General features: G+C 56.6%; 21 protein-coding genes. 8 read left to right on the top strand and 13 right to left on the bottom strand.

Annotated elements, in window-relative coordinates; genetic code table 11:
* Positions 1-42: 42 nt before the first annotated feature.
* The 5 genes from nuoE to LZP73_RS16160 form a co-directional block, all read right to left on the bottom strand.
* Positions 43-600, bottom strand: a complete 558-nt coding sequence (gene nuoE, locus LZP73_RS16180; protein WP_234236007.1) for an NADH-quinone oxidoreductase subunit NuoE — start codon at positions 598-600, stop codon at positions 43-45.
* A gap of 26 nt (positions 601-626) precedes the next feature.
* Positions 627-2435, bottom strand: a complete 1809-nt coding sequence (gene nuoC, locus LZP73_RS16175) for an NADH-quinone oxidoreductase subunit C/D (RefSeq protein WP_234236006.1) — start codon at positions 2433-2435, stop codon at positions 627-629.
* Position 2436: 1 nt separating this feature from the next.
* Positions 2437-3078: a NuoB/complex I 20 kDa subunit family protein gene (locus tag LZP73_RS16170; protein ID WP_234236005.1), complete on the bottom strand. Its 642-nt coding sequence runs from the start codon at positions 3076-3078 to the stop codon at positions 2437-2439.
* Between the two features lie 4 nt (positions 3079-3082).
* Complete coding sequence (locus LZP73_RS16165; RefSeq protein WP_234236004.1) at positions 3083-3451, bottom strand: NADH-quinone oxidoreductase subunit A; 369 nt, start codon at positions 3449-3451, stop codon at positions 3083-3085.
* A 163-nt stretch (positions 3452-3614) separates the two neighbouring features.
* Positions 3615-4046 (bottom strand): CBS domain-containing protein, encoded by a 432-nt coding sequence (locus LZP73_RS16160; protein ID WP_234236003.1) that lies wholly within the window; start codon positions 4044-4046, stop codon positions 3615-3617.
* A gap of 651 nt (positions 4047-4697) precedes the next feature.
* Between LZP73_RS16160 and LZP73_RS16155 the strand changes: the two genes are divergently transcribed.
* Complete coding sequence (locus LZP73_RS16155) at positions 4698-5129, top strand: Hsp20/alpha crystallin family protein (protein WP_234236002.1); 432 nt, start codon at positions 4698-4700, stop codon at positions 5127-5129.
* A gap of 125 nt (positions 5130-5254) precedes the next feature.
* Here LZP73_RS16155 and LZP73_RS16150 read toward each other — a convergent pair whose 3' ends face one another.
* The 8 genes from LZP73_RS16150 to cmoA form a co-directional block, all read right to left on the bottom strand.
* Positions 5255-6175: a LysR family transcriptional regulator gene (locus LZP73_RS16150; RefSeq protein WP_234236001.1), complete on the bottom strand. Its 921-nt coding sequence runs from the start codon at positions 6173-6175 to the stop codon at positions 5255-5257.
* A 151-nt stretch (positions 6176-6326) separates the two neighbouring features.
* On the bottom strand, positions 6327-7427 hold the full coding sequence (locus tag LZP73_RS16145) for a DUF3541 domain-containing protein (protein WP_234236000.1): 1101 nt from the start codon (positions 7425-7427) through the stop codon (positions 6327-6329).
* On the bottom strand, positions 7381-9177 hold the full coding sequence (locus LZP73_RS16140; RefSeq protein WP_234235999.1) for a M2 family metallopeptidase: 1797 nt from the start codon (positions 9175-9177) through the stop codon (positions 7381-7383). The genes LZP73_RS16145 and LZP73_RS16140 overlap by 47 nt, the downstream gene beginning before the upstream one ends.
* Entirely contained in the window at positions 9140-10096 is a 957-nt protein-coding gene (locus LZP73_RS16135; RefSeq protein ID WP_234235998.1) for an alpha-L-glutamate ligase-like protein, read from the bottom strand. The genes LZP73_RS16140 and LZP73_RS16135 overlap by 38 nt, the downstream gene beginning before the upstream one ends.
* Before the next feature lie 2 nt (positions 10097-10098).
* Positions 10099-11604 carry a UUP1 family membrane protein gene (locus tag LZP73_RS16130; protein WP_234235997.1) on the bottom strand — a complete coding sequence of 502 codons (1506 nt, stop codon included), beginning with the start codon at positions 11602-11604 and terminating at the stop codon, positions 10099-10101.
* Between the two features lie 8 nt (positions 11605-11612).
* Complete coding sequence (locus tag LZP73_RS16125) at positions 11613-12374, bottom strand: ATP-dependent zinc protease family protein (protein WP_234235996.1); 762 nt, start codon at positions 12372-12374, stop codon at positions 11613-11615.
* 23 nt (positions 12375-12397) lie between these two features.
* On the bottom strand, positions 12398-13390 hold the full coding sequence (gene cmoB / locus LZP73_RS16120) for a tRNA 5-methoxyuridine(34)/uridine 5-oxyacetic acid(34) synthase CmoB (protein ID WP_234235995.1): 993 nt from the start codon (positions 13388-13390) through the stop codon (positions 12398-12400).
* Positions 13387-14118 (bottom strand): carboxy-S-adenosyl-L-methionine synthase CmoA, encoded by a 732-nt coding sequence (cmoA, locus tag LZP73_RS16115; RefSeq protein WP_234235994.1) that lies wholly within the window; start codon positions 14116-14118, stop codon positions 13387-13389. Before cmoA ends, cmoB begins: the two co-directional genes overlap by 4 nt.
* Before the next feature lie 150 nt (positions 14119-14268).
* On the opposite strand from cmoA, the gene LZP73_RS16110 reads away from it, so the two are divergent.
* The 7 genes from LZP73_RS16110 to LZP73_RS16080 all read left to right on the top strand — a co-directional run bounded on the left by LZP73_RS16110 (position 14269) and on the right by LZP73_RS16080 (position 22596).
* Complete coding sequence (locus LZP73_RS16110; protein ID WP_234235993.1) at positions 14269-17121, top strand: transporter substrate-binding domain-containing protein; 2853 nt, start codon at positions 14269-14271, stop codon at positions 17119-17121.
* Positions 17122-17307: 186 nt separating this feature from the next.
* Positions 17308-19110 carry an aspartate--tRNA ligase gene (gene aspS / locus LZP73_RS16105; RefSeq protein WP_234235992.1) on the top strand — a complete coding sequence of 601 codons (1803 nt, stop codon included), beginning with the start codon at positions 17308-17310 and terminating at the stop codon, positions 19108-19110.
* Between the two features lie 88 nt (positions 19111-19198).
* Positions 19199-19945 carry a YebC/PmpR family DNA-binding transcriptional regulator gene (locus tag LZP73_RS16100; RefSeq protein WP_234235991.1) on the top strand — a complete coding sequence of 249 codons (747 nt, stop codon included), beginning with the start codon at positions 19199-19201 and terminating at the stop codon, positions 19943-19945.
* A gap of 20 nt (positions 19946-19965) precedes the next feature.
* Positions 19966-20487: a crossover junction endodeoxyribonuclease RuvC gene (ruvC, locus tag LZP73_RS16095; protein WP_234235990.1), complete on the top strand. Its 522-nt coding sequence runs from the start codon at positions 19966-19968 to the stop codon at positions 20485-20487.
* Positions 20484-21101 carry a Holliday junction branch migration protein RuvA gene (gene ruvA / locus LZP73_RS16090; protein ID WP_234235989.1) on the top strand — a complete coding sequence of 206 codons (618 nt, stop codon included), beginning with the start codon at positions 20484-20486 and terminating at the stop codon, positions 21099-21101. The genes ruvC and ruvA overlap by 4 nt, the downstream gene beginning before the upstream one ends.
* A gap of 15 nt (positions 21102-21116) precedes the next feature.
* Positions 21117-22121, top strand: a complete 1005-nt coding sequence (gene ruvB, locus LZP73_RS16085; RefSeq protein ID WP_234235988.1) for a Holliday junction branch migration DNA helicase RuvB — start codon at positions 21117-21119, stop codon at positions 22119-22121.
* A gap of 220 nt (positions 22122-22341) precedes the next feature.
* Positions 22342-22596: a hypothetical protein gene (locus tag LZP73_RS16080; RefSeq protein WP_234235987.1), complete on the top strand. Its 255-nt coding sequence runs from the start codon at positions 22342-22344 to the stop codon at positions 22594-22596.
* Positions 22597-22781: the final 185 nt, after the last annotated feature.

Here is a 22781-nt window from a genome sequence, read left to right as displayed (position 1 = left end):
AATAGGCTCATCGCTAACAGGCTCATCATTCATAAGAGTTACTCATAAGGTGTCGCCCCCCTGCTCGGCGGCCAGTGTCTCGAGCAGCGCCGGGATTTCCTGTTCGTTCAATCGCTCGAACAAGGTTTGGTTGGCTATCATCACAGGCGCCTTGTCGCAGGCCCCGAGACAGGGCAAGGGAATGAGGGTGAACTTGTGATCTGCCGTGGTTTCGCCGGCAACCAGGTTGAGGTAGAGGCTCAGGCGGCGGCGCAAGCCGGCCCCGCCCATGAGATCGCAGCTGATGCCATCGCAGGGGTGCAACACCGTCTTGCCGACGGGGCGGCGGAAGATCAAGTTGTAGAAGGTGGCGACGCCTTCGAGTGCCGCTAGGGGGAGTCGGGTATACTCGGCCAGAGCCAGCAGGGTATCGTCGCCTATCCAGCCACGGCTGGCCTGCAGCAGCTTGAGCGCATCTATGCTGATCCCCGACGGCTGCGGCGCCGCTGCCAGCAGCAGATCCAGCTGGTGTTTCTCCTGGGGCGACAGCTCACCGGTCGCCTCATTCATCGGCAGTTGGCGTATCGGGATCGGCTGGTATTGCGCATATTTTGACGTCATTTCTCTCCTGCCTCCTTGTCGCCAACTCATCTGTCGACGTCCGCCATCACGAAATCTATGCTGGCGAGTATTGCGATCAGATCGGCCACCATCAGCCCCTTCGCCAGCACAGGTATCATCTGCAGATGGGGAAATGAGGGGGTGCGGATCCGGGTGCGGTAGCTGCTGTTGCTGCCATCGCTGATCAGGGTATAGGCATTGATCCCCTTGGTCGCCTCCACGGCGAAACAGGACTCACCCTTGGGGAGCACCGGGCCCCAGCTGACGTTGAGGAAGTGCTGGATAAGGGTTTCTATGTCCTGTTTGCTGCGGCGGGTGTCGGGCGGGGTGGTGAGCGGATGATCCGCCTTATAGTCGCCGGCAGGCATATGGGTGATGCATTGCTGTATTATTTTGATGCTCTGGCGCATCTCTTCGACCCGCACCTGGCAGCGATCGTAGGCGTCGCCGCCCTCGGCCGTTGGCACCTCGAACTGGTAGTTTTCATAGCCAGAATAGGGCCGCTGTTTGCGCAGATCCCAACTCAAGCCGGTGGCCCGCAGTCCTGCACCCGAGATGTTCCACTCCAGCGCCTGGGCGGTGTTGTATTGGCCTATGCCCTTGGCTCGGCGCTTGAGTATGCTGTTGTTCATCACCATCACCTGGTACTCGTCCAGGCGCTTGGGGAAGTAGTCGACAAATTCCTGCATCTGGGTATGCCAGCCGTTCGGCAGATCCTGGGCCAGCCCCCCTATCCTGAACCAGCTCGGATGCATGCGGGCACCCGTGATGGCCTCTATGATGGCGAACAGCTTCTCCCTGTCGATAAACAGGTAGAAGATAGGGGATAGTTGGCCGACATCCTGGGCGAAGGTGCCGAAAAACAGCATGTGACTGAGAATGCGAAAGCATTCGGCCAGCATGACCCGGATGCATTCGACTCTCGCCGGGACCCTTATGCCCGCCAATTGCTCTATGGCCAACACATAGGGGAAGTTATTCATCACCCCGCCGAGGTAATCTATCCTGTCTGTGTAGGGAATGAAGCCATGCCAGGTCTGGCGTTCGGCGATCTTCTCCGCCCCTCTGTGATGAAAGCCTATGTCGGGTACCGCCTGAACTATGTGCTCGCCATCGAGCTGCAGGGCGATACGAAATACGCCGTGGACACTGGGATGATTGGGGCCGAGATTGAGATAGAGGAAGTCATGATCTGCCTCCTCGGCCGTCATGCCCCAGTGTTGGGGATCGAATCTCAGCGCCGCTTGCTCTTCGCTCTGGCGCTGTTCATCCAGTGCGAAGGGAGCATTCTCGGTCGCCCGGCAGGGGAATTCCTTGCGCAGCGGGTGGCCCTTGAAGGTCGGCGGCAGCAGGATGCGCCTGAGGTTGGGGTGATTATCGAAGACTATGCCGTACAGATCCCAGGCTTCCCGCTCGTACCAGTTGGCCGAAGGCCAGATGGCACACAGGCTGGGCATATGCAGCTCGCTTTCCTCGAGTGCGACCTTGAGCCGCAGATCCTGGTTGCGCTCGAGCGACAGCAGATGATAGACGAGGGTAAAGTCCTGCGCCGGCAGCAGGTGGCGATCTTGCCTGAGGCGCTCGTCGACACCATAGAGATCGAACAGGAAGTTGAACGGCCTGACCTGGGTCTTGAGCAATTGCATGGCGGCGAGCAGTTGGTCTTTGGCTATCCAGAGGGTGAGTATCTTATCCGCTGTGCTCTGCTGCCGGGGCGGGCGGTCGCCGAGCAGACGCTCGAGTTCGGGGAGATCGGCCAGGGTCAGCGCCTGACGCCATTCATGCCGAACTTGGGGCGTAGCTGGTTGGGAGACTTCCGCTTTGGCTGGTCGCATCTCAGACTCCATCCGGTGGTGCCAGCTTGTCGGCCCGGACGCGCTGCGGCGTTTTTTCATCGCGCAGACTGCGACAGGCGAAAGCCTGGATCTCTTCGGCACTCACGACCCGTTTCAGCGGTCTTTGCTGTCTCGAATAGCCGTCTCTTATCGCCTGCTGCAGCAGGGTCAGGCCGTACATCAGCGCCTCGGGTCTTGGCGGGCAGCCAGGGACATAGACGTCTATCGGCAGGAAGCTGTCCGCGCCCTGTACCACGCTGTAGACATCGTACATGCCGCCTGAGTTGGCACAGGAGCCCATGCTGATGACCCACTTGGGTTCGAGCATTTGGTCATACAAGTGTTTGATAACCGGTGCCATCTTGAGAAACACCGTGCCTGAGATGACGATGAGATCCGCCTCCCTTGGCGTGGCCCGTATGACTTCGGCGCCGAATCTGGCGATATCGTGGCGACTGGTGAAGGCCGTTGCCATCTCGACATAACAGCAGGACAGGCCGAAGTTGAACGGCCAGAGCGAGTTGCTTCTGCCCCAGGCGACCAAGTCTTCCAGGCGAGTGACCAGAATATTCTTCTCGACCACCTCTTGCAGGGTTTCAGTGTGTGTCGGGATTATCTCGGGTTGAGTGAGTTGCCAGCGCATCTTGTTATACTCCTGTCATCCTTTTTCCCCAGTCGAAGGCGTGTTGCCTGGTTTCATAGAGCAGGGCGATGAGCAGGGCACAGATAAAGAAGAGTGCGGTGAATAGCCCAGGCCAGCCCGTATCCAACACCACCAGCGACCATAGATAGAGGAACACCGCCTCTATGTCGAAGATCACGAAGGAGATGGCGATCAGAAAGTAATTCACGCTCCAACGTATGTCGGTGTTGCCCACGGGGACTATGCCGGATTCGAACGGGTAGTTATTGCTTCTGGTTGGTGTAATGGGGTTCAGCACATGGGAGACCAACAACATGGTTAGCGTCAGGATAACGATGGCAACCGCATAAAACACAAAGCTGGCTGGGAGCATGAATTCGCGCCTTCTTGATAGTGTCCTTTCCCAAAATAGCAACGCATGATGCAACTAACGCGCTCGGCTAAAGCATAGTAGATAATTGACTTTATGGTTTTTTTGTCGGCCTTTGCCCCGGAGCCACAGTCTCAAATCTCTGCCGGGGCCGGGCCGCAGTCCTTCATACCATGCGGGTGTGGCCCTTCTCATACATGGATTTGAGTTGGTTATCTATCGCCCTGAGGACATCCGAGCGGTTGATCACCCCGATCAGTTGCTCATTTTCATCCAGTATCGGGTAAATCTTCGGCTTGGCGTGGGTCATCTGTTGGGCGATATCCAATACCGAGCCATTGGCGTGGACGGTCAAGGGCTCCAGGTGCATTATGTCGCCGACCACCTCATGGTATTCGTTGAGGTAAGTGGCCTCGATCATCTTCTTGAGGCAATCCTGCTCCGACAGGAAGCCGATCACATGCCTGTGCTCGTCGATAACAGGGCCGCCTATCTGTTTGGCCTTCAGAAACAGTTCAACGGCCTGGGCCACTGTCATGTCTGTGGTGAAGGTGACCGGATGTCTGTTCATATAGTCGGATATTTTGAGCGATTCCATACCCATCTCCTGCATTGCAATAAGTCCACTCGGGTGCCATCTGAGCCGAGCCAACGATTCGCACCAAGTGTAGGTTCAGGGTGTGACATCCATGGTGTGATGTCTCAGTCCCAGAGTTAATATTAAGATTAGACGGGATTTTTTCGTTTGTTCGACAAAAATGAAAAATATTGAAACAGAAACAATGACCTCAGGCCCGGCGCTATCTTGCCGCCAGGATCGCGGCTTGGAAACCGCCCCGGGACAGTCGGTCCGTCTATGAAGACATGGCCGGGCAGGCGGCGAAGGTGCCATCACCAGCCAGTTGCCAACATCTTGGGCAAGAGTCACCTCCGGGCTTGGGTTTGGGTGACGCCAAGGCTGTCAGTCGGGCTGTAGCTTATTTTTTACGCAGGGGCGTATTGAGAAGTATCTTTGTTCACTTCTGGGCAGCGGCCAACAAAATTGCACCTCGTTATTTAGTCCTGTAAGGCCTGTCAACTTGACGCTCGGACAGCCTTTTCCTGGCGGCTATTTCTGTACAGTAAAATCTACAGCTGGCCGCTTTTCACTGGCTTGCAGCCGGACTATTCGGGGCTATTGTTAGGAGTGAAGGAGGTGTTCTCCTTCAGTTCAGTGTGAGTTTCAATCAACAAAAATAAGGAGGACAATATGAACCTGATCCCCAGAGATCCCTGGTTGGATGTAGATCGCATCTTTGACAATTTTCTACCACTGCCACTGACTCTGAAGCGTAATGGTGATGATGCCAACTTTTTCCGGCCAAGGGTCGATGTTGTTGAAAAAGAGGATCATTACGAAATCATTGCCGAGCTGCCAGGGGTGCAGAAAAACGACATTAACGTACAGTTAGAAGAAGGTGTGTTGACCATAGAAGCACAAGTCGCTGAAGAGAAAACCTCTGAAAAAGATAAAGTTATCTGTAAAGAACGCAGAACCGGTTACTTCAGCCGTAGTTTCAATATAGGCACCAATGTTACCGCCGATGATATCAGCGCCAGTTTCGACAATGGTCTGCTGAAGCTGACTGCGCCCAAGGCTAAGCCAGTAGCGGAAGAGAAACGCCGAATAGCCATTAAATAACCCGGTTAAGACGGCGAGTCATTCGGTTCAGACGGCGAGGACCCATGTCATGTAGGTCCTCGCATTTTATGGCGCGCCGACTATGGCATCCTCAAGTGACAGCAGACCAACAGTCGCTGAGCCTGTTAAACCAGATCACAGCTGCCGGCAACATCGGTTGTGCCTCCATGTTGCTGCAGTATCAGGCCTTCCAACAACTTGCATGCCGGCCCCTGTCTGTCTCTGTTGGGGACAACCAGGCTGAGCACCAGCTTACGGCTGCTGCTGCCCTGTAATTTGAGTCGTTGCAGGCTGCCGTTGGCCAGCTCGGCTTCAACCATGGGGGCAGGGATCCAGCAAAAACCTATGCCCTGACCGAGGATCACCTTGGCTTCGTGAAAGTTGGAGACCGTCCAGCGCTGTTCTGCCTTGAGCCAGCCCATGTCGGTATCCGATTGCGGCCCTGTGTCCTTGATCACCAACTGCAGATGCTGTGCCAGCAGCTTATCATCTTCGATCCCGCCGACTTGGGCCAGTGGATGGGACGGGTGACATACCAGATAGAACTCCAGTTCACACAAAGGCTCGGCTATGTGGCCCTTGGGCGTGCTGGCGCTGATGGCGATGTCGACGCTCTGCGCCCGTATCAGTTCCTGGGTACCGCTTATTACCGAATCCAGCACTGTGACCCGGGTGCCGCGGCTGTCGGGCAAAAAGGCCTTGAGCGCCGCCACCAGCATCTCCATGGGATAGATGATCTCCCTGGCTATGGTCAGCGCCGGTTCCCAGCCTTGCTCCAGATTGCTGGCCAATTGCTCCAGTTCGCCGACGGCCTGGGTCAGGTGGCGTGAACGCCTGAGCAGGACTTCCCCCTGTTTGGTGAGATAGGCCTTACGCCCCTTGACCTCCAGCAGCTGGATGCCCAGCTGATGCTGTAACTTGGCGACGGCATGATTGAGTGACGATTGGCTCTTATTCAACTGTTCCGCCGCCTGGGCATAGCCGCCATGATCGACGACGGCCTGCAGGATGCGCCATTGCTCTAAGGTAGATTTGGCTCGGGTCATAGTGATGGGATAATTGTCTTAAAAAATGGCCGGGTAGAGCAAGATAATGGCGCTTTCTTACGATTTTTTCAAACCTTTTGTCCGCCAGGGTCCGGTTGCCGCTCGCGGCCAGGGATGGCAGGCGAGTCGGAACCAGACCCTTAGCCAGGCCTCAGTGGGCGGCCCCCAGAGGCGTGACCTGCTTGGGCAGATTTTTTTGAGTGACAGGCAGCCGGCTCAGGTAGGGGCCTGGATGCAGTCGCTGTGGCCAGTTGAGCAACATAATGGCCAATACGTTTCTGTGTTCGCCCTTGGCAAGATCTGTATCCCCCGTCGGCGAGGGGATCATCCGGCTGCCGGGCTTGAATGCCTTGGCGATAAAGTCCCGGGTTTGAGCCACTGTCTCGCTGTCGTAGCGCTCTGCCAGCAGGAAGCTGATCCCGACCTCGGCGATGATATCTTCGGTGGCATCCCTGAGAATGCGCTCTATGTTCCCGCTGAAGTAATCCAGAATCCAGGCGAATTCCTTGGCGTCAACCGTATGCTGGTAATACTCGCTGGCGGCGAAGATGAAGTGGGTCATGCCATAGAGCTTGTTGCGAAATTGCGCCTGGGACAAGTGTATGTCGTCATCGTCTGGGTAGGTCGCGATGAAGGCCCGCTTATAGTCGGCGAGGTAATCACCCACCCCGAGTTGCTTCGCCCAATAGGCGTAGTTGACCAGTTGCGCCGCCCAGGCCCGGATCATGGCCTTGTCAGTCAGCCCCTGGGTCAGGTCGGTTCGCTTGAGTGCGCTTAGCAACTTGTCATGGCATGGACCCGTGAACCCCAACGCCTGGGTGCGACTGGCGAAGCGCAGCAAGAATTCGGTATAAAAGATGAACTCGGGAAAAGGAGCCAGCGCCTGCCTGCGGGCGACGCCCCTGGGATCATCCCCCAGGGCGGCAATCGCGGCGGCGGCTTCGCGGCGGACGAAATCCGGGTTCTCCAACCGGCAGGCGTAGTAACTTTGCGCCTCGGTCACCGCCAGCAAGTCTACCAGTGCGGCATTGGCATATTGAGGGTCGCCGGTCATCCGATAGAGGCGAATGCCGTAATGTCCCTGCACCCTGGGAGGCAGTTGAAACAGATGCTGCTCCAGGTTGGCCTGGATCTCTTGGTAGACTAGGGTGGGGTCGTGTGGGAGCGGCCTCTGTGGCTGGGGCGGCTCGGCACACACGGCACAGCTAATGAGGGCAAGCGCCAGGCTGGCTGTTTTGATTGGCTGAAACATGGTTGACTCTCCTTATTAAGGACGCAGGGTCGACGGGCTCACCCATCAAGCTGCCGAGTTGTTGCTCCAGGGACAGACCGGGCTCGTTGATGGTCAGGATGGCGAAGACCCGGGCCGGTTCCAGACATTCTTTGGTCTCGGCATAAATAAGCTTGGCCAGTGCCGGTTGCCAGAGACGCTGATAATAGAGCGGTCCTTCGAAGGCGATGGCACTGAAACTGTAAGGATAATCTTCGACCGAGGGCCAGTTTGCGGCGAAACTGGCGCTGAACTGTGCCGCCAGATCCGGGTAGCTCTTGGCTGTATCCGCCTGATAGCTGCTCAGTGCCACCTTGGCGCGAAATACGTTCAGCTGCTCGCTATAGCTCAGCGCCAATGCTTCACGGCTGGGCTCAGCCGGCGCTGAGAGGCCCAATGCCGCTTCCAGATAGTATTGCAGCCATAGGGCAGGGACATGGTTGCTGTCCTGGGAACTGCCCTGCGCATTGAGCAGATAGGCATGACCGCTCTTTCCCAGCGCCGTCACCGCCTGGGCTATGGCGGCAAGGGCAGCGCGCCTATCCCTGGGTGAGGACAAGCTGGGCTTGAGGCTGAGTGACCCTTGACCGAATTGCTGCCCCAGCACCCCCTGGCGCATCAGGCGGTAGCTGTTGGTGCCTTGTTGGTGCGCGTCTGGCGCCAGGAATAGTTCGCCCAATAAGCGTCCCCTATGCCAGACGCGGATGAGCCGCTCGGCCACAGGCTCGAAGCTCAGCCCCAGGGCGCTCATGGCCTCGAAGCTCTGTTCGAGCAGGGCCTGTGCTGTGCTCTCCTGCAACCCGGCGGTATTTGCCTTGGGGGCTGTTGCCAGCGCCCGCCCGAGATCCCAGGGGCTGAGGGTTAACTGCCGGGTTTGGCCATCGAGAAAGGCCTTGACCAGTTCAGGGGTATGCAGTTGCTGTCCTGCCAGGCGATAAGTGCTGAAGTCGCTGAAGCCCGCCTCCTCGGCCTGGGAGGCACTGAGCGCCAAGATGCGCTCGAACGCCTGGCGGTTACGCTCTGTGGCCCGGGTTTGATAAGCCTGCCACACCCTGAAGCGGCATAGGTCGTCGCTCTGATGCATGAGATAAGCGGCGATGCTGACATCTAAGCTGGGCTTGTTTGCCTGCTTGCTCACCTGCTTGCTCATTGGGGGGGCGTCGGCCGCCGGGGGCTCGCTGGTTGAGGCCATCTCGGGCGCCGGGCTTGAGGGAACAGGCGAGGGTAACTGGCATTGCTCGGCGGCGATCACCAGACTCAGGTCCTGACTGTCGAGGTTTTGCTTTATGCCTGTCTGGGCCGTATGCAGTTGCGATTTGCGCTCCCGCGGCCAGCTTTGCTGTTGCAGCAGGGCCAGATGTTTGGCCAGCCGGCGCTGGGTCCGGTCGCCTTCAGCCAGCGCCAGGCTTAAGTCAGTCAGTTCGTGGCTTGCGAGCAGGCCCTGAAGCGTGTCGGCGAGGAACAGCTGACATTGCAGCAGCGCCTGACTGTCGTCCGGGGTGAGCCGGTAACCCCGGTAATAATTGAGCCTGTCGTTGACATTATTGAGTGCCAGGGTCTGACGTTCGAACGCCAGCGCCAGCCGGTCGGGATCCGCCCCGGGGGCGACGGAGGGCAGTTCCTGGGACAGTTGCAGGCACTGCTCGACCAGCAGGCTGATGGGTGTGCTGGTGGCCTGGGCCACCGCAGGCAAACTAAAATACAGAACTGCTGCTAAAATGCGTCTTGGCATAAGCCACCCTTTCCTCCGGTGACATGCTGGGGCCTCTCATGGCCTCTATGTGTCTCAGTCTGGGTAAAATCCCCTTACCGTTCGCTATCTGAATGGCCAGCCCAGGACGGGCATTGAGTTCCAGCAGCAAGGGGCCCTTGCGCTGATCCAACACCATGTCGGTACCCAGATAACCCAGTTCACACATCTCATAGGTGCTCGAAGCCGTATGCAACAGGGTATCCCAGTGGGGCACCTTGATGTCTATGAGTCTTTTGCCTGTATCCGGATGATGCTCGAGCGGGCAATCGAACTGGACCGCATGCAAGCCTTGTCCTGTGGCGATATCCAGGCCGACACCGACGGCGCCCTGATGCAAGTTGGCCTTGCCGTCCGAGGCCGTGGTCGACAACCTGAGCATGCCCATCACGGGAAAGCCTTTGAAGACGATGAGGCGAATGTCGGGCACGCCCTCGTAACTGTAACCGTCGAACACGGGATCGAATTCGATCAGCCCCTCGACTATGGCCACATCCGTCTTGCCGCCGAGGGAGAATAGGCCGCTGAGAATGTTGGAAACATGGCGGTCGACTTCGGACGGGGTGATCTCATGGCCATTGGGTTTGTAATAGCGGTGATGTTCTACATGGGTGATCACCAGTATGCCCTTGCCACCCGAACCCTTGGCGGGTTTGATCACGAAACCGCTGCGGCCGCGGACCATTTCGGGAATGTCGGCGATTTCGTGTTGTTCACGTATCACGCCGATGAGATCCGGCACTGCTATGTCATTGGCCAGTGCCAGCTGCTTGGTGAGCAGCTTGTCATCGACCCGCTTATAGTGTTTCCGCGGATTATAACGCCCAATATAATTGATATTGCGCATGTTCATGTTGAGCACGCCATTACGGCGCAACTGCCAGGGCCAGGCGTATTTCATGCTTATTCTCCCGCCAGAGGTTTAAAGCGCTTGAGTTCGAGCAGCCGGTAGCCCGTGTATTGGCCCATGAGCAACACCAACGCGAGGATCACCAAGTGCATGCCGAGAAAGTTAAATACCCAATGCTGCACCCAGGTCGCGCTCATCGCCAGGTAGGCCAGGGTGGCGACCAACAGGCTGCCGCCGCCTTGCATGACGACTTCCTTGGCGCCTTGCTCCTCCCAGAGGATCGACATACGTTCTATGGTCCAGGCGAGAATGATCATGGGGAAGTAGGTGATGGTCAAACCTTCGCTCAGGCCAAACTTATAGGCCAGCATGGTGAACAGGCCTATGATGCCTATCACTACTATGATCACCGCCGAGATGCGTGAGATCAGCAACAGATTCAGGTAAGAAAGGTAGGAGCGGATCATCAGGCCGAAGGAGACGATCAGCAGGAAACCTATCAGACCGGTCAAGAGGGTGGTCTGGATGAATGCCAGGGCGATCAGCACAGGCATGAAGGTGCCCGAGGTCTTGATCCCTATGATGACACGCAAGAACACCACCATGAGCACCCCTATGGGGATCAACAGTATGCTCTTAAACAGGCTCTGCTCTTCCAGCGGCAACTGATACAGGGAAAAGTCCAGCGCATTCTTGTTGACCATCATATCTATGGAGGTCGCGAGCGCCGAACGTGTGTCCTGCAACATGGAGAAATTCACCAGGGAATTGACCCCGCCCATGACATCGAGCACCGATCTGCCGGTGCGTTCCCATAACAACAGGTTGTTGGGGCGGCCCTGGGTCCCCTTATTCAGGTCGAACAGTACCCATTGCTGCTTATGGTAGACTTCGACGAAGCTGGACAATTGCTGGCGCCGGCGCTGATCTTCCAAATACAAGCCGTTGACTTCCATCGCCGGAATGCCTTTGCTGTGCAGCATACGGACAAACAACTTGGTTGGACTCTGGCTCGAGAGCAGCAACTCCACGTTCTGGCTTCTGTCCTTGCCTGTGATCACCGCCATGAGTTGCTGGGCGAAGGTCAGGTTGCTGGCGCTGCGGCTCCAGACTTCATCTATCACTTTTTCGGCCGCCGTCTGTTCGGTCGCCGGCCACAGATACTCTTCCACGGCTGGCGGTGTGTCCGGTGCGGCTATTTGGGTTTGACCCGTTGGGATCAGCGTGACCTTATAGTAGAGGTCCTGTTTGCCTATGGCGTTGCGGGTCGACCAGACGGCGCGTCTGTCGTGTTCGTTATTGCTTATGGTCAGGCCATAGCCAGGGGAGGTGGTATTTTCGACCAAGATCTCGAAGGCCGGGTCCTGTGGCAAGGAGAAGGAGACTTCGGCCGGTTCACCCTTGCCCTGAAAGCTGACCTTGGCATCGACCGTCCAGCTCTGCACCTGTTCGCCGGGCAGGAAGGGAACGTGATGCTCTATGCCACGGTAGATGCTGGCACTGAGCCCGAGGGCGAAGAGCAGTGCCACGAAGAGGTAAAAGGGTTTACGTGAATGCATGCTGGCTCCTATTGTGATGCCGATGTCACTTGGTTCTTCGCTTTACCATGGACATAACTCTGACCCACATCGACCACGGCAATATCCTTCATGAATTTCCGCCCGAGTAGCAACGGATAGTCCAGGTGGCTGCGATCTGTCAGGTTGAGATCTGTCTCGGCGGCATATTTGCCTATCTTGAGATGGGCATGGATGACGGGACGGCGATCATCGTCCGTGTCTGCGTCTTGTTTGATGCGCACGAAACGTACTACCCTGGACTCGAAGGTCTGCGGCGGCGCATCATTGCCTTGGGTCAGGACATCGAAGCGGACCCATTTGTGACCGTCGCGTTCGAACACCACTATGTTGCGGGCGTCGATGGAAGAGGACTCGGCGCCTGTATCTATGCGGGTCGCAAAATTGGCATTGAGCTCATCGACCATCACACTCTCCACTTCCCCCAAGATAAACTTCTCGCCTATGGGGGAGGTTTCGCATTGGTCCGGCACTGCGGGCTCGGGAACCTTGGGGGTGTTCTGCAACTGGGTAACTTGTCGTTGTAACTTTTTCAGTTGCTGTTGTACATCCTGTGTCAGGGTACTCAAGGGGCCAAGATCTGACTGACAGTGCTGCTGCACCCCTTCTATTATGTCGCTCTGCTGCTTTGTCAGGGCGGTATTCAAGGCGGCGGCGTCTATGGGGACAGGCGCTTGGGAGGGCGCCTGGGTGCTGGTGCAGCCGCTAGCCAGGGTGGCGGTGACAGCGATAGCGATCATCTGCTTTAACATAGTCTTTCCTTCTTGCATTCCGGCTAGATCAAGTCATGATTCGGTTGGTTTTTTACCGCTATTATGGTCGCCCTCTTGGGGGCCGGATAACCTTCTACCGTGCGACTGACATCATTTGGATCTAAGTAATCGACTAAAGATTCATTCGGCATCCAATCGGTTCTGCGTTGTTCGGCGAGCGAGGTCATATCGACATCGACACAGCGGACATCGGTGAAATCACATTTCTCCAACCAGAGGATGAGAGCGGCAATCGAAGGAATGAACCATACATTATTCATCTTGCCATATCTATCCTGGGGTACCAGAACGGCGTTCTCATCACCGTCTATCACCAAGGTTTCCAGGACCAACTCACCGCCGGTGCGCAATTGATCTCTCAGTTGCAACAAATGATCTATGGGCGAGCGCCTGTGATAGAGCACGCCCATGGAGAATACAGTGTCGAAGGCGTCCAAGGGGGGCAATTCCTCTATGCCCAGAGGCAAGAGGTGCACCGGATGCTGTTGACCGGCCAGGCGCTTGACCGCTTCGAACTGGCAGAGAAACAGCGGCGATGGGTCTATACCCACGACGCGTTTGGCTCCGGCGCCGAGCATGCGCCACATGTGGTAGCCGCTGCCACAACCTACGTCCAGCACGGTACGGTTGGTCAGGGGGGCAATATGGGGCTTGACCCTGTCCCATTTCCAGTCGCTGCGCCACTCCGTGTCTATGTGTATGCCATGAATATGGTATGGCCCCTTGCGCCATGGCTGAAACAGGCGCAATAAATTCTCGAGTTTTTCCTGCTGGCCCGCCGCCAACTGCTTGCCCGAACCTATGGTGACACTGTCGACTAAGTCTAGGCTATCGGCATCTGGGTAGTGCAGCTTGTTGAGCACCTTTTCCCATTTGGGCAAGTTGCCGTGTTTATGTTCCCGCTGCCACTCCCCCAAGAGTGAGGGTAAGGTTTCCAGCCAGTGTTGCAGATTGGAGTCGGCGATTTGTTGGTAGAACGAACTGAAGCTGATCACTTGATGGCCACCATAGAGGCAAAGTTAAAACATTGAAACCAGAGGCTGAAATGGCTGAAGCCCTGGGCCTTGAGCCTCTGCTCATGGGTGGCCAGGGTATCGGGTTTCATCACGTTCTCCAGGGCGCTGCGTTTCTGGCTGATCTCCAGCTCGCTGTAGCCGTTGGCGCGTTTGAAGTCCAGATGACGCTCTTCCAGCAGTGCCTGGATCGGGGCATCGTCGAAGCATAACTTTTCCGACAGGACCAGGAGACCACCGGGATTCAGTCCCTGATAGATCTTGGTGATCAGGGCATCACGATCCTCGGGTGGCAAAAATTGTAGGGTAAAATTCAGCACTACCATGGAGGCGTTTTCGATTTCTATATCCCGTATGTCACCGCAAATGAGATCCACCTGGGTATCGCTGACATAGGCGTTGAGATTTTCCTGACAGCGCTCGATCATCGACTGACTGTTATCCACGGCCAGGATGCGGCAGTTTCTGCCCTGGATCTGCCGGCGTATACTCAAGGTGGCTGCCCCGAGCGAGCAGCCGAGATCATAGACGCGGCTGTCTGGGGTGACCAGGTTGTTGGCGAAGTCGCCCAGGGTATTGATGATCTGGGTATAACCCGGAACCGAGCGGCGGATCATGTCACTGAATACACCTGCTACCCTATTATCAAACTGAAAGTCACTGATGTGTTCGCTCGCTTGAGCGTAGAGAGTATCTTGAGTAGAGTTCATCTGGGCGTTATTGGGTGGGTTCAATTAGGCATTTTAGCCAATCAGGTCGAGGAGCAGCAAGTATCCTGCTGGCAATTTGCGATAAATTTTTGTCTAATACCTTGGAAACAACAAATTTTTTACAGGTACTTAAGGTACTAGGGACAGCGCTTGAAGCGAGTAATTCACTTGGTTGTTATCTTTTGCACCTTCTTGCTGGCGCTGCAGAGCACGGCGAAGGCCGCTGCCATGGACGTCGCCATAGACGCTGCCAAGGGCAGCGCCGGGAGCAATACGCCGCCCCTCATCATAGTTGCCGGGGAAGATAGTTATCCATTTCAATTCCTTGACGATCAGGGAGAGGTTGCCGGCCTGTTGGTCGAACTCTGGCAGGAGTGGTCCAGAGTCACGGCAACCCCAGTGGTGTTCGTGGCCAGACATTGGTCCGAGTCCTTGGAGCAGCTCAGGCAAGGACACGCCCAGGTGCATATCGGCCTGGGGAAAACGGCGCAACGCAGCAGCGAGTTTGATTTTTCCGCCCCCATCTCCGAAGTCGGCACCTATCTCTATCTGCATAAGAGCCTCAAGGACAAGAAACAGTTCAAGGATTTGCTGCCCTACCAGATAGGCGTGGTGGCAGATTCGGCCCATATTCCAGAGCTGCAACGCCTGCAACCCGGATTGATGCTCAAGACCTACCCGAGTCGCGAGGCCCTGCTGGAGGCTGTGTCCAGGGGAGAACTCTATATCTTCGCCGGCATGGAAGGGTACCTGAGGGATCAAGGGCTGCAGCAGGACATAATGAACAGCTTCCCGGCCAATATCCGTATCGCCATCAAGAAGACCCCAATCCGGGCGGCGGTACGCAAGGGCGAGCACAAGTTGCTGGCGCAGATCGACTCAGGCTTTGCGCGACTGGATAAGGATTTCATTCAGCAAGCCGAGCGGCGTTGGTTGGGTTACCAGCGTCAACAGGCGGGGATCCGCATCGCCATGCCGCTCGGGGCCGAGCCCTACGGGGATCTTGGGCTGGATGGCCAGCCACACGGACTGTTTGTCGACATTTGGCAACTCTGGTCCGAAAAAACCGGCATCAGCATCGACTTCGTTGCCAGCGACATGAATGGCAGCCTCAAAGACGTGCGCAATGGCATAGCGGACGTGCAGATAGGTTACCCGGAAAACGATGAACTCAACTCGGGTCTGCAGCGGGTATGGAACCTCTATACCATGAAGAGCAGGTTGTTCGTGTACCAGCAGCCACTGACGGACTTGACCGAGCTCAAGGGCAAACGCATAGGCGTGTTTCCTACTTCTCCCTACCTGGCACAGTTGCGCCAGGCCCTGCCTGAGACCCAGATCCGTTTCTACGACAGCATGGCGGCCATGACGGCGGCGGCGCGCAAGGGCGACATCACTGGCTTTGTCGCCTCGGGTGCGCTGACGTCACATTACCTGCTGCTGACCCAGGGCTGGGGGGATTTTCACCAGGCGCCCATGCTGGAGTTCAGCACCAATAATTATGTGTTGACCCGCGAAGATGAAAAGGGCCTGGCGCAACGGGTCGCCTCTGGCTTCAACAGCATAAGTCTGCAGGAACTGGCGGCGATCGAACGCAAGTGGATGTTGAATCCCCAGGATCTGATCTTCACCGGGGCAGACAAGCGGGTGGTGCTCAACGACAGCCAGCAAGCCTATCTTGCCGGTCTGGGCGAGTTGAAAATGGGTTATCTCAAGCATTGGTCGCCGATGGAATTCACAGATGCTGCCGGTAAGTTCGCCGGTATCAACAGCGATGTCGCCAAGCTGCTGACGGAGCAGCTGGGTCTCAAGCTAGTGCCCCTGGCCTTCGATGACTGGCAGTCGCTCATCCAGGCACTGCTCCGCGGCGACATAGATATTGCCGGCAGCGTTGCCGAAACGGCCGAGCGCAAACAGAGCCTGGCATTCAGTGCCCCCTATTGGCCATCGCCTTGGGCCCTGGTCAGCCGGCTGCAGCAGGTGTCGGTTTTTAACCTGGAGCAACTCTCGGGCCAGCGGCTCGCCGTGGTGGAAGGTTATCACCTGGTGCCCCTGTTGATGAGTCTGCAACCCGGGCTCAAGCTGGTGCTGGTGGCCGACTCGGATGCCGGCCTGGCAGCGGTTGCCGACGGCAAGGCCGATGTGTTTATCGACAAGGTGGTCACCCTGGCCCAGCGCCTGCAGGGGGGGCATTTCGGGGAGCTCAAGCTGTCTTTGCTGGCCGACTTTTCCGATCAGCACAGTCGTTTGGGGATCAATCCCAAGTATGCCGAGCTGGTGCCGCTGATTGATATGGCGCTGGGCATGCTGGATAAACCCAGGCAGCAGCGGATCTACGAGCATTGGCTGACGGCAGATGCAGGGCATGGGCCGCTGCAGATGTCAGGCTGGCTGAGTTATTTGCTGGTGAGCCTCTTGAGTCTGGGCCTGGCCCTGGTGGGGTTACTCATCTATCGCCGTCATGGCGCCGAAGCGCAACTGCGGCGCAAGTTAGAGAAACAGCTGCAGCTCTTGGGCAACCGCGACCGCCTGACAGGTTTGCCAAACCGTCATTTGCTGGATGACAGGTTGCAGCAGGCGGTGTTGATGCATGGGCGTGAGCAGGGAAGTTTCGCTTTGGTATTTGTCGGGCTGGATGAAGTTAAACGCCTGACCAAGGCCCGCAGCGCCAAGGAAATGGATAGAATACTGCTGATAGTCGCCGGCTTGCTGCAGGACGCGGTCAGGGAGTCGGATACGGTCGCTCGCTTCGGCGCCGAGGAGTTTGTGCTGATCCTCAACAGGATCCATGGCCGCGACCAAGTGTACCAGCTGGTCGATAGCCTGTTACATGGATTGACGACGGCGGCTGAGTTATTGCAGGGCAAGGATGCCGTTTCGGCCAGTATAGGTGTGGCCTTCTATCCCAAAGACGGCGACACCGCCATCGACATACTCAAACGGGCGGTGCAGCTCAGCTCCTTGGCCAAGGAGAGTGGCGGCAGCTGTTATCGGGTCGGTTAGCTGGTTTTTTGAACGCTCGTGGGAGTTGGCCGCCTCAGGCGCTGGCCAGGGGGAAAAAACTGTCTGATACTTCGCCGCCTAAGCGTTAAGTAGTTTGGTAATCGGCATTATTTCATTATAATGCCGCTTTTATCTCGTTTTGATCATTTCCAGAGCACAGGTTGCAGGAACAAAGGATAGGGCTAGATGCGCAGTCATTATTGTGGAGACGTCAATAAGTCTCACGTTGGAGAAGAAGTTACCCTGGTGGGTTGGGTGAACCGTAGTCGCGATCTCGGCGGCGTGGTGTTTTTGGATCTTCGCGACCGCGAAGGGTTGATCCAGGTCGTTTACGACCCCGACTTGCCTGAGGTTTTCGAAGTCGCCAGCACGCTGCGCGGTGAGTTCTGTGTCCAGGTCAAAGGCCTGGTACGCGCCCGTCCCGACAGCCAAGTCAACGCCCATATGAAGACGGGTGAAGTCGAAGTCTTGGGCAAGGCCTTGACCATAATCAATGCCGCCGATCCGCTGCCGCTGAACATGGACCAACATCAGCATAACAGTGAAGAGCAGCGTCTCAAGTACCGCTACCTGGACCTGCGTCGCCCTGAAATGGCCGAACGTCTGATTTTCCGTGCAAAAGTGACCAGCGCCGTGCGGCGTTTCCTTGATGGCAATGGTTTCCTGGACATAGAAACCCCTATCCTGACCAAGGCGACTCCCGAGGGTGCCCGTGACTATCTGGTCCCCAGCCGTACCTATAAGGGCCAGTTCTTCGCGCTGCCGCAGTCGCCACAGTTGTTCAAGCAATTGCTGATGATGTCCGGTTTCGATCGTTACTATCAAATCGTTAAATGTTTCCGTGACGAAGACTTGCGCGCCGACCGTCAGCCCGAATTTACCCAGATAGACATAGAAACGTCTTTCATGACCTCTGAGCAGGTGATGGCCAAGACGGAAGAAATGATGCGCGGCCTGTTCCTCGAGCTGCTGAATGTGGACCTGGGCGAGTTCCCGCGCATGAGCTACGACGAGGCCATGCGCCGTTTCGGTTCCGACAAGCCGGACTTGCGTAACCCGCTGGAACTGGTCGACGTTGCCGATCTGCTCAAAGAGGTCGAGTTTGCCGTGTTCAACGGCCCGGCCAACGACCCTGAGGGGCGGGTCGCCGCGCTGCGCATTCCGGGTGGCGCCTCGCTTTCCCGCAAGCAAATAGATGAATACACTAAGTTTGTCGGCATCTATGGCGCTAAGGGCCTGGCTTGGATGAAGATCAACGATCTGGACGCCGGCATGGAAGGCATACAGTCGCCCGTGCTCAAGTTCCTCAACGAGTCGATCGTTAACGACATCCTGGCGCGTACCAGCGCCCAGAGTGGCGATATCCTGCTGTTCGGTGCGGATAAGGCCATGGTGGTTGCCGAAGCCATGGGCGCCCTGCGTCTGAAGGCGGGTGAAGATTTTGAGTTGCTCGAAGGTGAATGGCGGCCGCTATGGGTGGTCGACTTCCCCATGTTCGAGAAGATCAATGGCTGCTTCCACGCAGTGCATCATCCCTTCACCGCCCCACGTGGCGTGACGGCGGCAGAACTGGAAGCGGATCCGGCCAACCGCGTCTCGGATGCCTATGACATGGTGCTCAACGGTTGTGAACTCGGTGGCGGCTCTGTGCGTATCCATAATCAGGATATGCAGAGTGCGGTATTCCGCATCCTGGGGATAGGCGACGAAGAAGCCAAAGAGAAGTTTGGCTTCCTGCTCGAAGCCCTGCGTTACGGCACCCCGCCTCATGCGGGTCTGGCCTTCGGCCTGGATCGCATCATAATGCTGATGACGGGGGCGACCTCTATCCGTGATGTGATGGCCTTCCCGAAAACCACCACTGCAGCCTGTCCGCTGACCAATGCGCCCGGATTTGCCAATCCGCTGCAGTTGTCCGATTTGGGCATAGAGGTGGTCAAAAAAGTAGCTGCCGGCGATGAGCAGGGTGACGAGAAGCACCAGGACTGATAAGTGTAAATAAACCGGGGCGCAAGCCTCGGTCTGTTTTTATCCCTGTTAATAGTGTCGACAACAGGCGATACAGAGGAGAATGATTATGGCAGGTCACAGTAAATGGGCCAACATCAAACACCGCAAGGCGGCACAAGACGCCAAACGCGGCAAGCTGTTTACTAAACTGATCCGCGAGTTGACCGTCGCCGCCCGTGAAGGAGGCTCAGATCCCGATGCCAATCCCCGCTTGCGTACCGCGATAGACAAGGCGCTGGGCGGCAACATGACCCGCGACACAGTCGAGCGGGCCATCAAACGTGGCGCCGGCGAGCTGGAAGGCCAGCAGCTGGAAACCATCATCTATGAAGGTTATGGTCCGGGTGGCACGGCCGTGATGGTCGAAACCATGACAGATAACCGCAACCGCACTGTGACCGGGGTGCGCAATGCCTTCAACAAGTCCGGCGGTAACTTGGGCACAGACGGCTCTGTTGCCTACCTGTTTACCAAACTTGGGGTGCTTTCCTATGAGAGCGGCGTCGACGAAGATGCCCTGATGGACGCCGCATTGGAGGCGGGTGCCGAGGATGTGGTCACCAACGACGACATGTCTATCGATGTGTTTACCCCGCCGGCAGATTTTTACAGCGTCAAAGATGCGCTGGTGGCGGCTGGATTTGTGCCTGCTCATGATGAGATAGCCATGATAGCCTCGACCAAGGCGGAGTTGGATGCCGATACCGCGGCCAAGTTCCTGCGCTTGATTGATACCCTCGAGGAGCATGACGATGTGCAGGAAGTCTATCATAACGCCGAGATCTCCGATGAGATCATGGACAGCCTGGAATAGCGGCTGTTATTAAGGAACCTATGGCCATTATTTTAGGGGTCGACCCGGGATCCAGGATCACAGGCTACGGGGTGATCCAATGCCAGGGGCGACACCAGTTGTATTTAGGCAGTGGCTGTATTCGCACTTCTTCCGATGAACTTCCCGGCAGGCTGAAACAGATCTTCGATGGCCTCTCCGAAATTATTCGTCAGTACCAGCCGGATGAGTTCGCCATCGAACGTGTGTTCATGGCCAAGAATGCCGATTCGGCGTTGAAGCTGGGCCAGGCCCGTGGTGCCGCCATAGTAGCGGCCACAGTTGCCAATCTGCCTGTGGCGGAATACAGTGCCACTCAGATCAAGAGCGCCGTGGTGGGCACTGGACGGGCGGAAAAAGCCCAGGTACAGCATATGATCCAACAGTTGTTGAAATTACCCGCAACTCCCCAGGCCGACGCCGCCGATGCACTCGGAGTGGCGGTATGCCATTATCATACCGGCCAGAGCCTGGTGGCATTGAGCGGCAGGGCGAGAAGCAGAACATACGGAAGGTATAAATGATAGGTAGACTCAAGGGCGTGTTGCTGGAAAAACAGGCGCCGGAAATATTGTTGGATGTCGGCGGTGTGGGTTATGAGCTGCAGATGCCGCTCACCAGTTTCTATGAGCTGCCGGAGATCAATCAACAGGCTGTGCTCTACACCCATTTCGTGGTGCGCGAAGACGCCCAGCTGCTCTATGGCTTCATTACCAAGCAGGAAAGGGCGCTGTTTCGCTTGTTGATCAAGACCAACGGTGTCGGTCCCAAGTTGGCCTTAACCATATTGTCCGGGATGACGGCGGGCGAGTTTGTCGGCTGCGTCGAGCGTGATGATATAGCGACTCTGGTCAAGCTGCCGGGTGTCGGCAAGAAGACCGCCGAGCGTTTGCTGGTCGAGATGCGCGATAAGCTCAAGAGCCTGATGGCGGCATCACAAGGCTCGGAGCGTGAGTTTGTGTTGCAGTCCAACTTTACCCCGGCTCCAACTGTCAATACGGCCGAAGAGGATGCCATAGCGGCCTTGATTTCCCTCGGCTATAAGCCGCCACAGGCGAGCAAGTCTGTGTCCGCCGCCTTCAAGGAAGGCATGGACAGCGAAACTTTGATCAAAGCCGCACTCAAATCAATGTTGTAGGCATAAGGAATCGGCATGATAGAGGCAGACAGACTGATCCAACCCCAGAGCGTAGGCCTGGACGAATCCATCGACAGGGCCATGCGCCCCAAGTTGCTCGATGAATATACGGGCCAGGACGACACCCGTGCGCAGCTCAAGGTGTTTATCCAGGCGGCCAGGAATCGCGGCGAGGCCCTGGATCACATGCTGATCTACGGTCCTCCCGGATTGGGTAAAACCACCCTGGCGATGATAGTCGCCAACGAGATGGAGGTCAGCATCAAGTCCACCTCGGGTCCCGTATTGGAAAAGGCCGGCGATCTGGCGGCGCTGCTGACTAACCTGGAAGCCGGCGACGTATTATTTATCGATGAAATACACCGTTTGAGCCCAGTGGTGGAAGAAATCCTCTATCCGGCGATGGAAGACTATCAGCTGGACATAATGATAGGCGAGGGGCCGGCGGCGCGCTCGATCAAGCTGGATTTGCCTCCCTTCACCCTCGTCGGTGCCACTACCAGAGCCGGCGCGCTCACCTCTCCGCTGCGGGCCCGCTTCGGCATACCGCTGCGGCTGGAATTTTATAACCTCAAGGATTTGACCACCATAGTGACCCGTTCGGCCCAGGTGATGGAGTTGGAGATAGATGCCGGCGGTGCCACCGAGATTGCCCGCCGTGCCCGCGGTACGCCGCGTATAGCCAACCGTTTGCTGCGCCGGGTGCGTGACTATGCCGAGGTGCAGCACCAGGGCAAGGTCAGTCAGTTTGTTGCCGAGCAGGCGCTGGACTTGCTGGATGTCGACACCGAGGGCTTCGACTACATGGACAGGAAACTCTTGCTGGCCATCATAGACAAGTTCGCTGGTGGCCCCGTGGGCTTGGATAACCTGGCCGCCGCCATAGGTGAGGAGCGGGAAACCATAGAGGATGTATTGGAGCCTTTCCTCATTCAACAGGGCTTCGTGCAGCGCACCCCCAGGGGGCGTATCGCCACTTCGCGGGCCTACCAACACTTCGAGATAATCAAGCCTGAATAGCAGGCTGCCAAGGCGTTGATGGGGATTGTCGAGTTGCAAGACTGAGAGAGCCTAGGCTCTCTTCTTGTTTCCGGCAAGCTGCGGCTAGCATCCAATGCCCATTAAGCACAGTAGCCCTCATCTATAGCTGCCTGTCTTGCCTTCATGCATATCCACAGTGCACAGCCTAGCTATTGGCATAACGTCTGTCTGCCACTCCCTATCTCCCATGTCTCAAGCCATGCACAAGAAATTAACAAAGGTATCGCTTCCCCGGCTTGGCGCCGCAATGGGCCTTGGCCTGGCAGGCACAGGCTTGCCGAGGGTTGAAAGTAAACGTCTTGTATCAAAAGCTTATTCGATGGTTGTTTATGCAGTTTTTTCGAGTGATGCATTCGATAAATGGCATTTTTTTGTGACCGGTGTCACGTTTTTATTATTTTACAATGTTGCGTACTCGTTGGGTTTTAACAAGCAGGAATCACTGCTCTTTTAAAGTTTGGCTGATTTTTTATGCTGGTGCGTATAAATAATAGCCCGCCATGGCCGGGTCGTTTCTCTGTAATTAACAAATTGAGACCTTTTGGGTAACAAAATGCCCTCCATAGGTTAAAAATCGGGGTGATTGACGGGGCAAAGGTGAAACTTCAGTATCGTGCAACGTCGTGCGCTAATGCACTA

This window comes from Shewanella sp. AS16, from assembly GCF_021412365.1.
Classification (GTDB): domain Bacteria; phylum Pseudomonadota; class Gammaproteobacteria; order Enterobacterales; family Shewanellaceae; genus Shewanella; species Shewanella salipaludis.
The sequence above is the reverse complement of the archived record's forward strand: the minus strand, read 5'-3'. Positions and strand labels throughout refer to the sequence as shown.

Coding starts and splice junctions, on each gene's coding strand:
- LZP73_RS16160 (WP_234236003.1), bottom strand. CDS start 4,046: ATGGAATCGCTCAAAATATCCGACTATATGAACAGACATCCGGTCACC.
- LZP73_RS16080 (WP_234235987.1), top strand. CDS start 22,342: ATGCACAAGAAATTAACAAAGGTATCGCTTCCCCGGCTTGGCGCCGCA.
- LZP73_RS16170 (WP_234236005.1), bottom strand. CDS start 3,078: ATGCGCTGGCAACTCACTCAACCCGAGATAATCCCGACACACACTGAA.
- LZP73_RS16140 (WP_234235999.1), bottom strand. CDS start 9,177: ATGCCAAGACGCATTTTAGCAGCAGTTCTGTATTTTAGTTTGCCTGCG.
- LZP73_RS16150 (WP_234236001.1), bottom strand. CDS start 6,175: ATGACCCGAGCCAAATCTACCTTAGAGCAATGGCGCATCCTGCAGGCC.
- ruvC (WP_234235990.1), top strand. CDS start 19,966: ATGGCCATTATTTTAGGGGTCGACCCGGGATCCAGGATCACAGGCTAC.
- LZP73_RS16155 (WP_234236002.1), top strand. CDS start 4,698: ATGAACCTGATCCCCAGAGATCCCTGGTTGGATGTAGATCGCATCTTT.
- nuoE (WP_234236007.1), bottom strand. CDS start 600: ATGACGTCAAAATATGCGCAATACCAGCCGATCCCGATACGCCAACTG.
- ruvB (WP_234235988.1), top strand. CDS start 21,117: ATGATAGAGGCAGACAGACTGATCCAACCCCAGAGCGTAGGCCTGGAC.
- LZP73_RS16145 (WP_234236000.1), bottom strand. CDS start 7,427: ATGTTTCAGCCAATCAAAACAGCCAGCCTGGCGCTTGCCCTCATTAGC.
- LZP73_RS16125 (WP_234235996.1), bottom strand. CDS start 12,374: ATGTTAAAGCAGATGATCGCTATCGCTGTCACCGCCACCCTGGCTAGC.
- nuoC (WP_234236006.1), bottom strand. CDS start 2,435: ATGCGACCAGCCAAAGCGGAAGTCTCCCAACCAGCTACGCCCCAAGTT.
- LZP73_RS16100 (WP_234235991.1), top strand. CDS start 19,199: ATGGCAGGTCACAGTAAATGGGCCAACATCAAACACCGCAAGGCGGCA.
- LZP73_RS16135 (WP_234235998.1), bottom strand. CDS start 10,096: ATGAAATACGCCTGGCCCTGGCAGTTGCGCCGTAATGGCGTGCTCAAC.
- cmoA (WP_234235994.1), bottom strand. CDS start 14,118: ATGAACTCTACTCAAGATACTCTCTACGCTCAAGCGAGCGAACACATC.
- aspS (WP_234235992.1), top strand. CDS start 17,308: ATGCGCAGTCATTATTGTGGAGACGTCAATAAGTCTCACGTTGGAGAA.
- LZP73_RS16165 (WP_234236004.1), bottom strand. CDS start 3,451: ATGCTCCCAGCCAGCTTTGTGTTTTATGCGGTTGCCATCGTTATCCTG.
- LZP73_RS16130 (WP_234235997.1), bottom strand. CDS start 11,604: ATGCATTCACGTAAACCCTTTTACCTCTTCGTGGCACTGCTCTTCGCC.
- ruvA (WP_234235989.1), top strand. CDS start 20,484: ATGATAGGTAGACTCAAGGGCGTGTTGCTGGAAAAACAGGCGCCGGAA.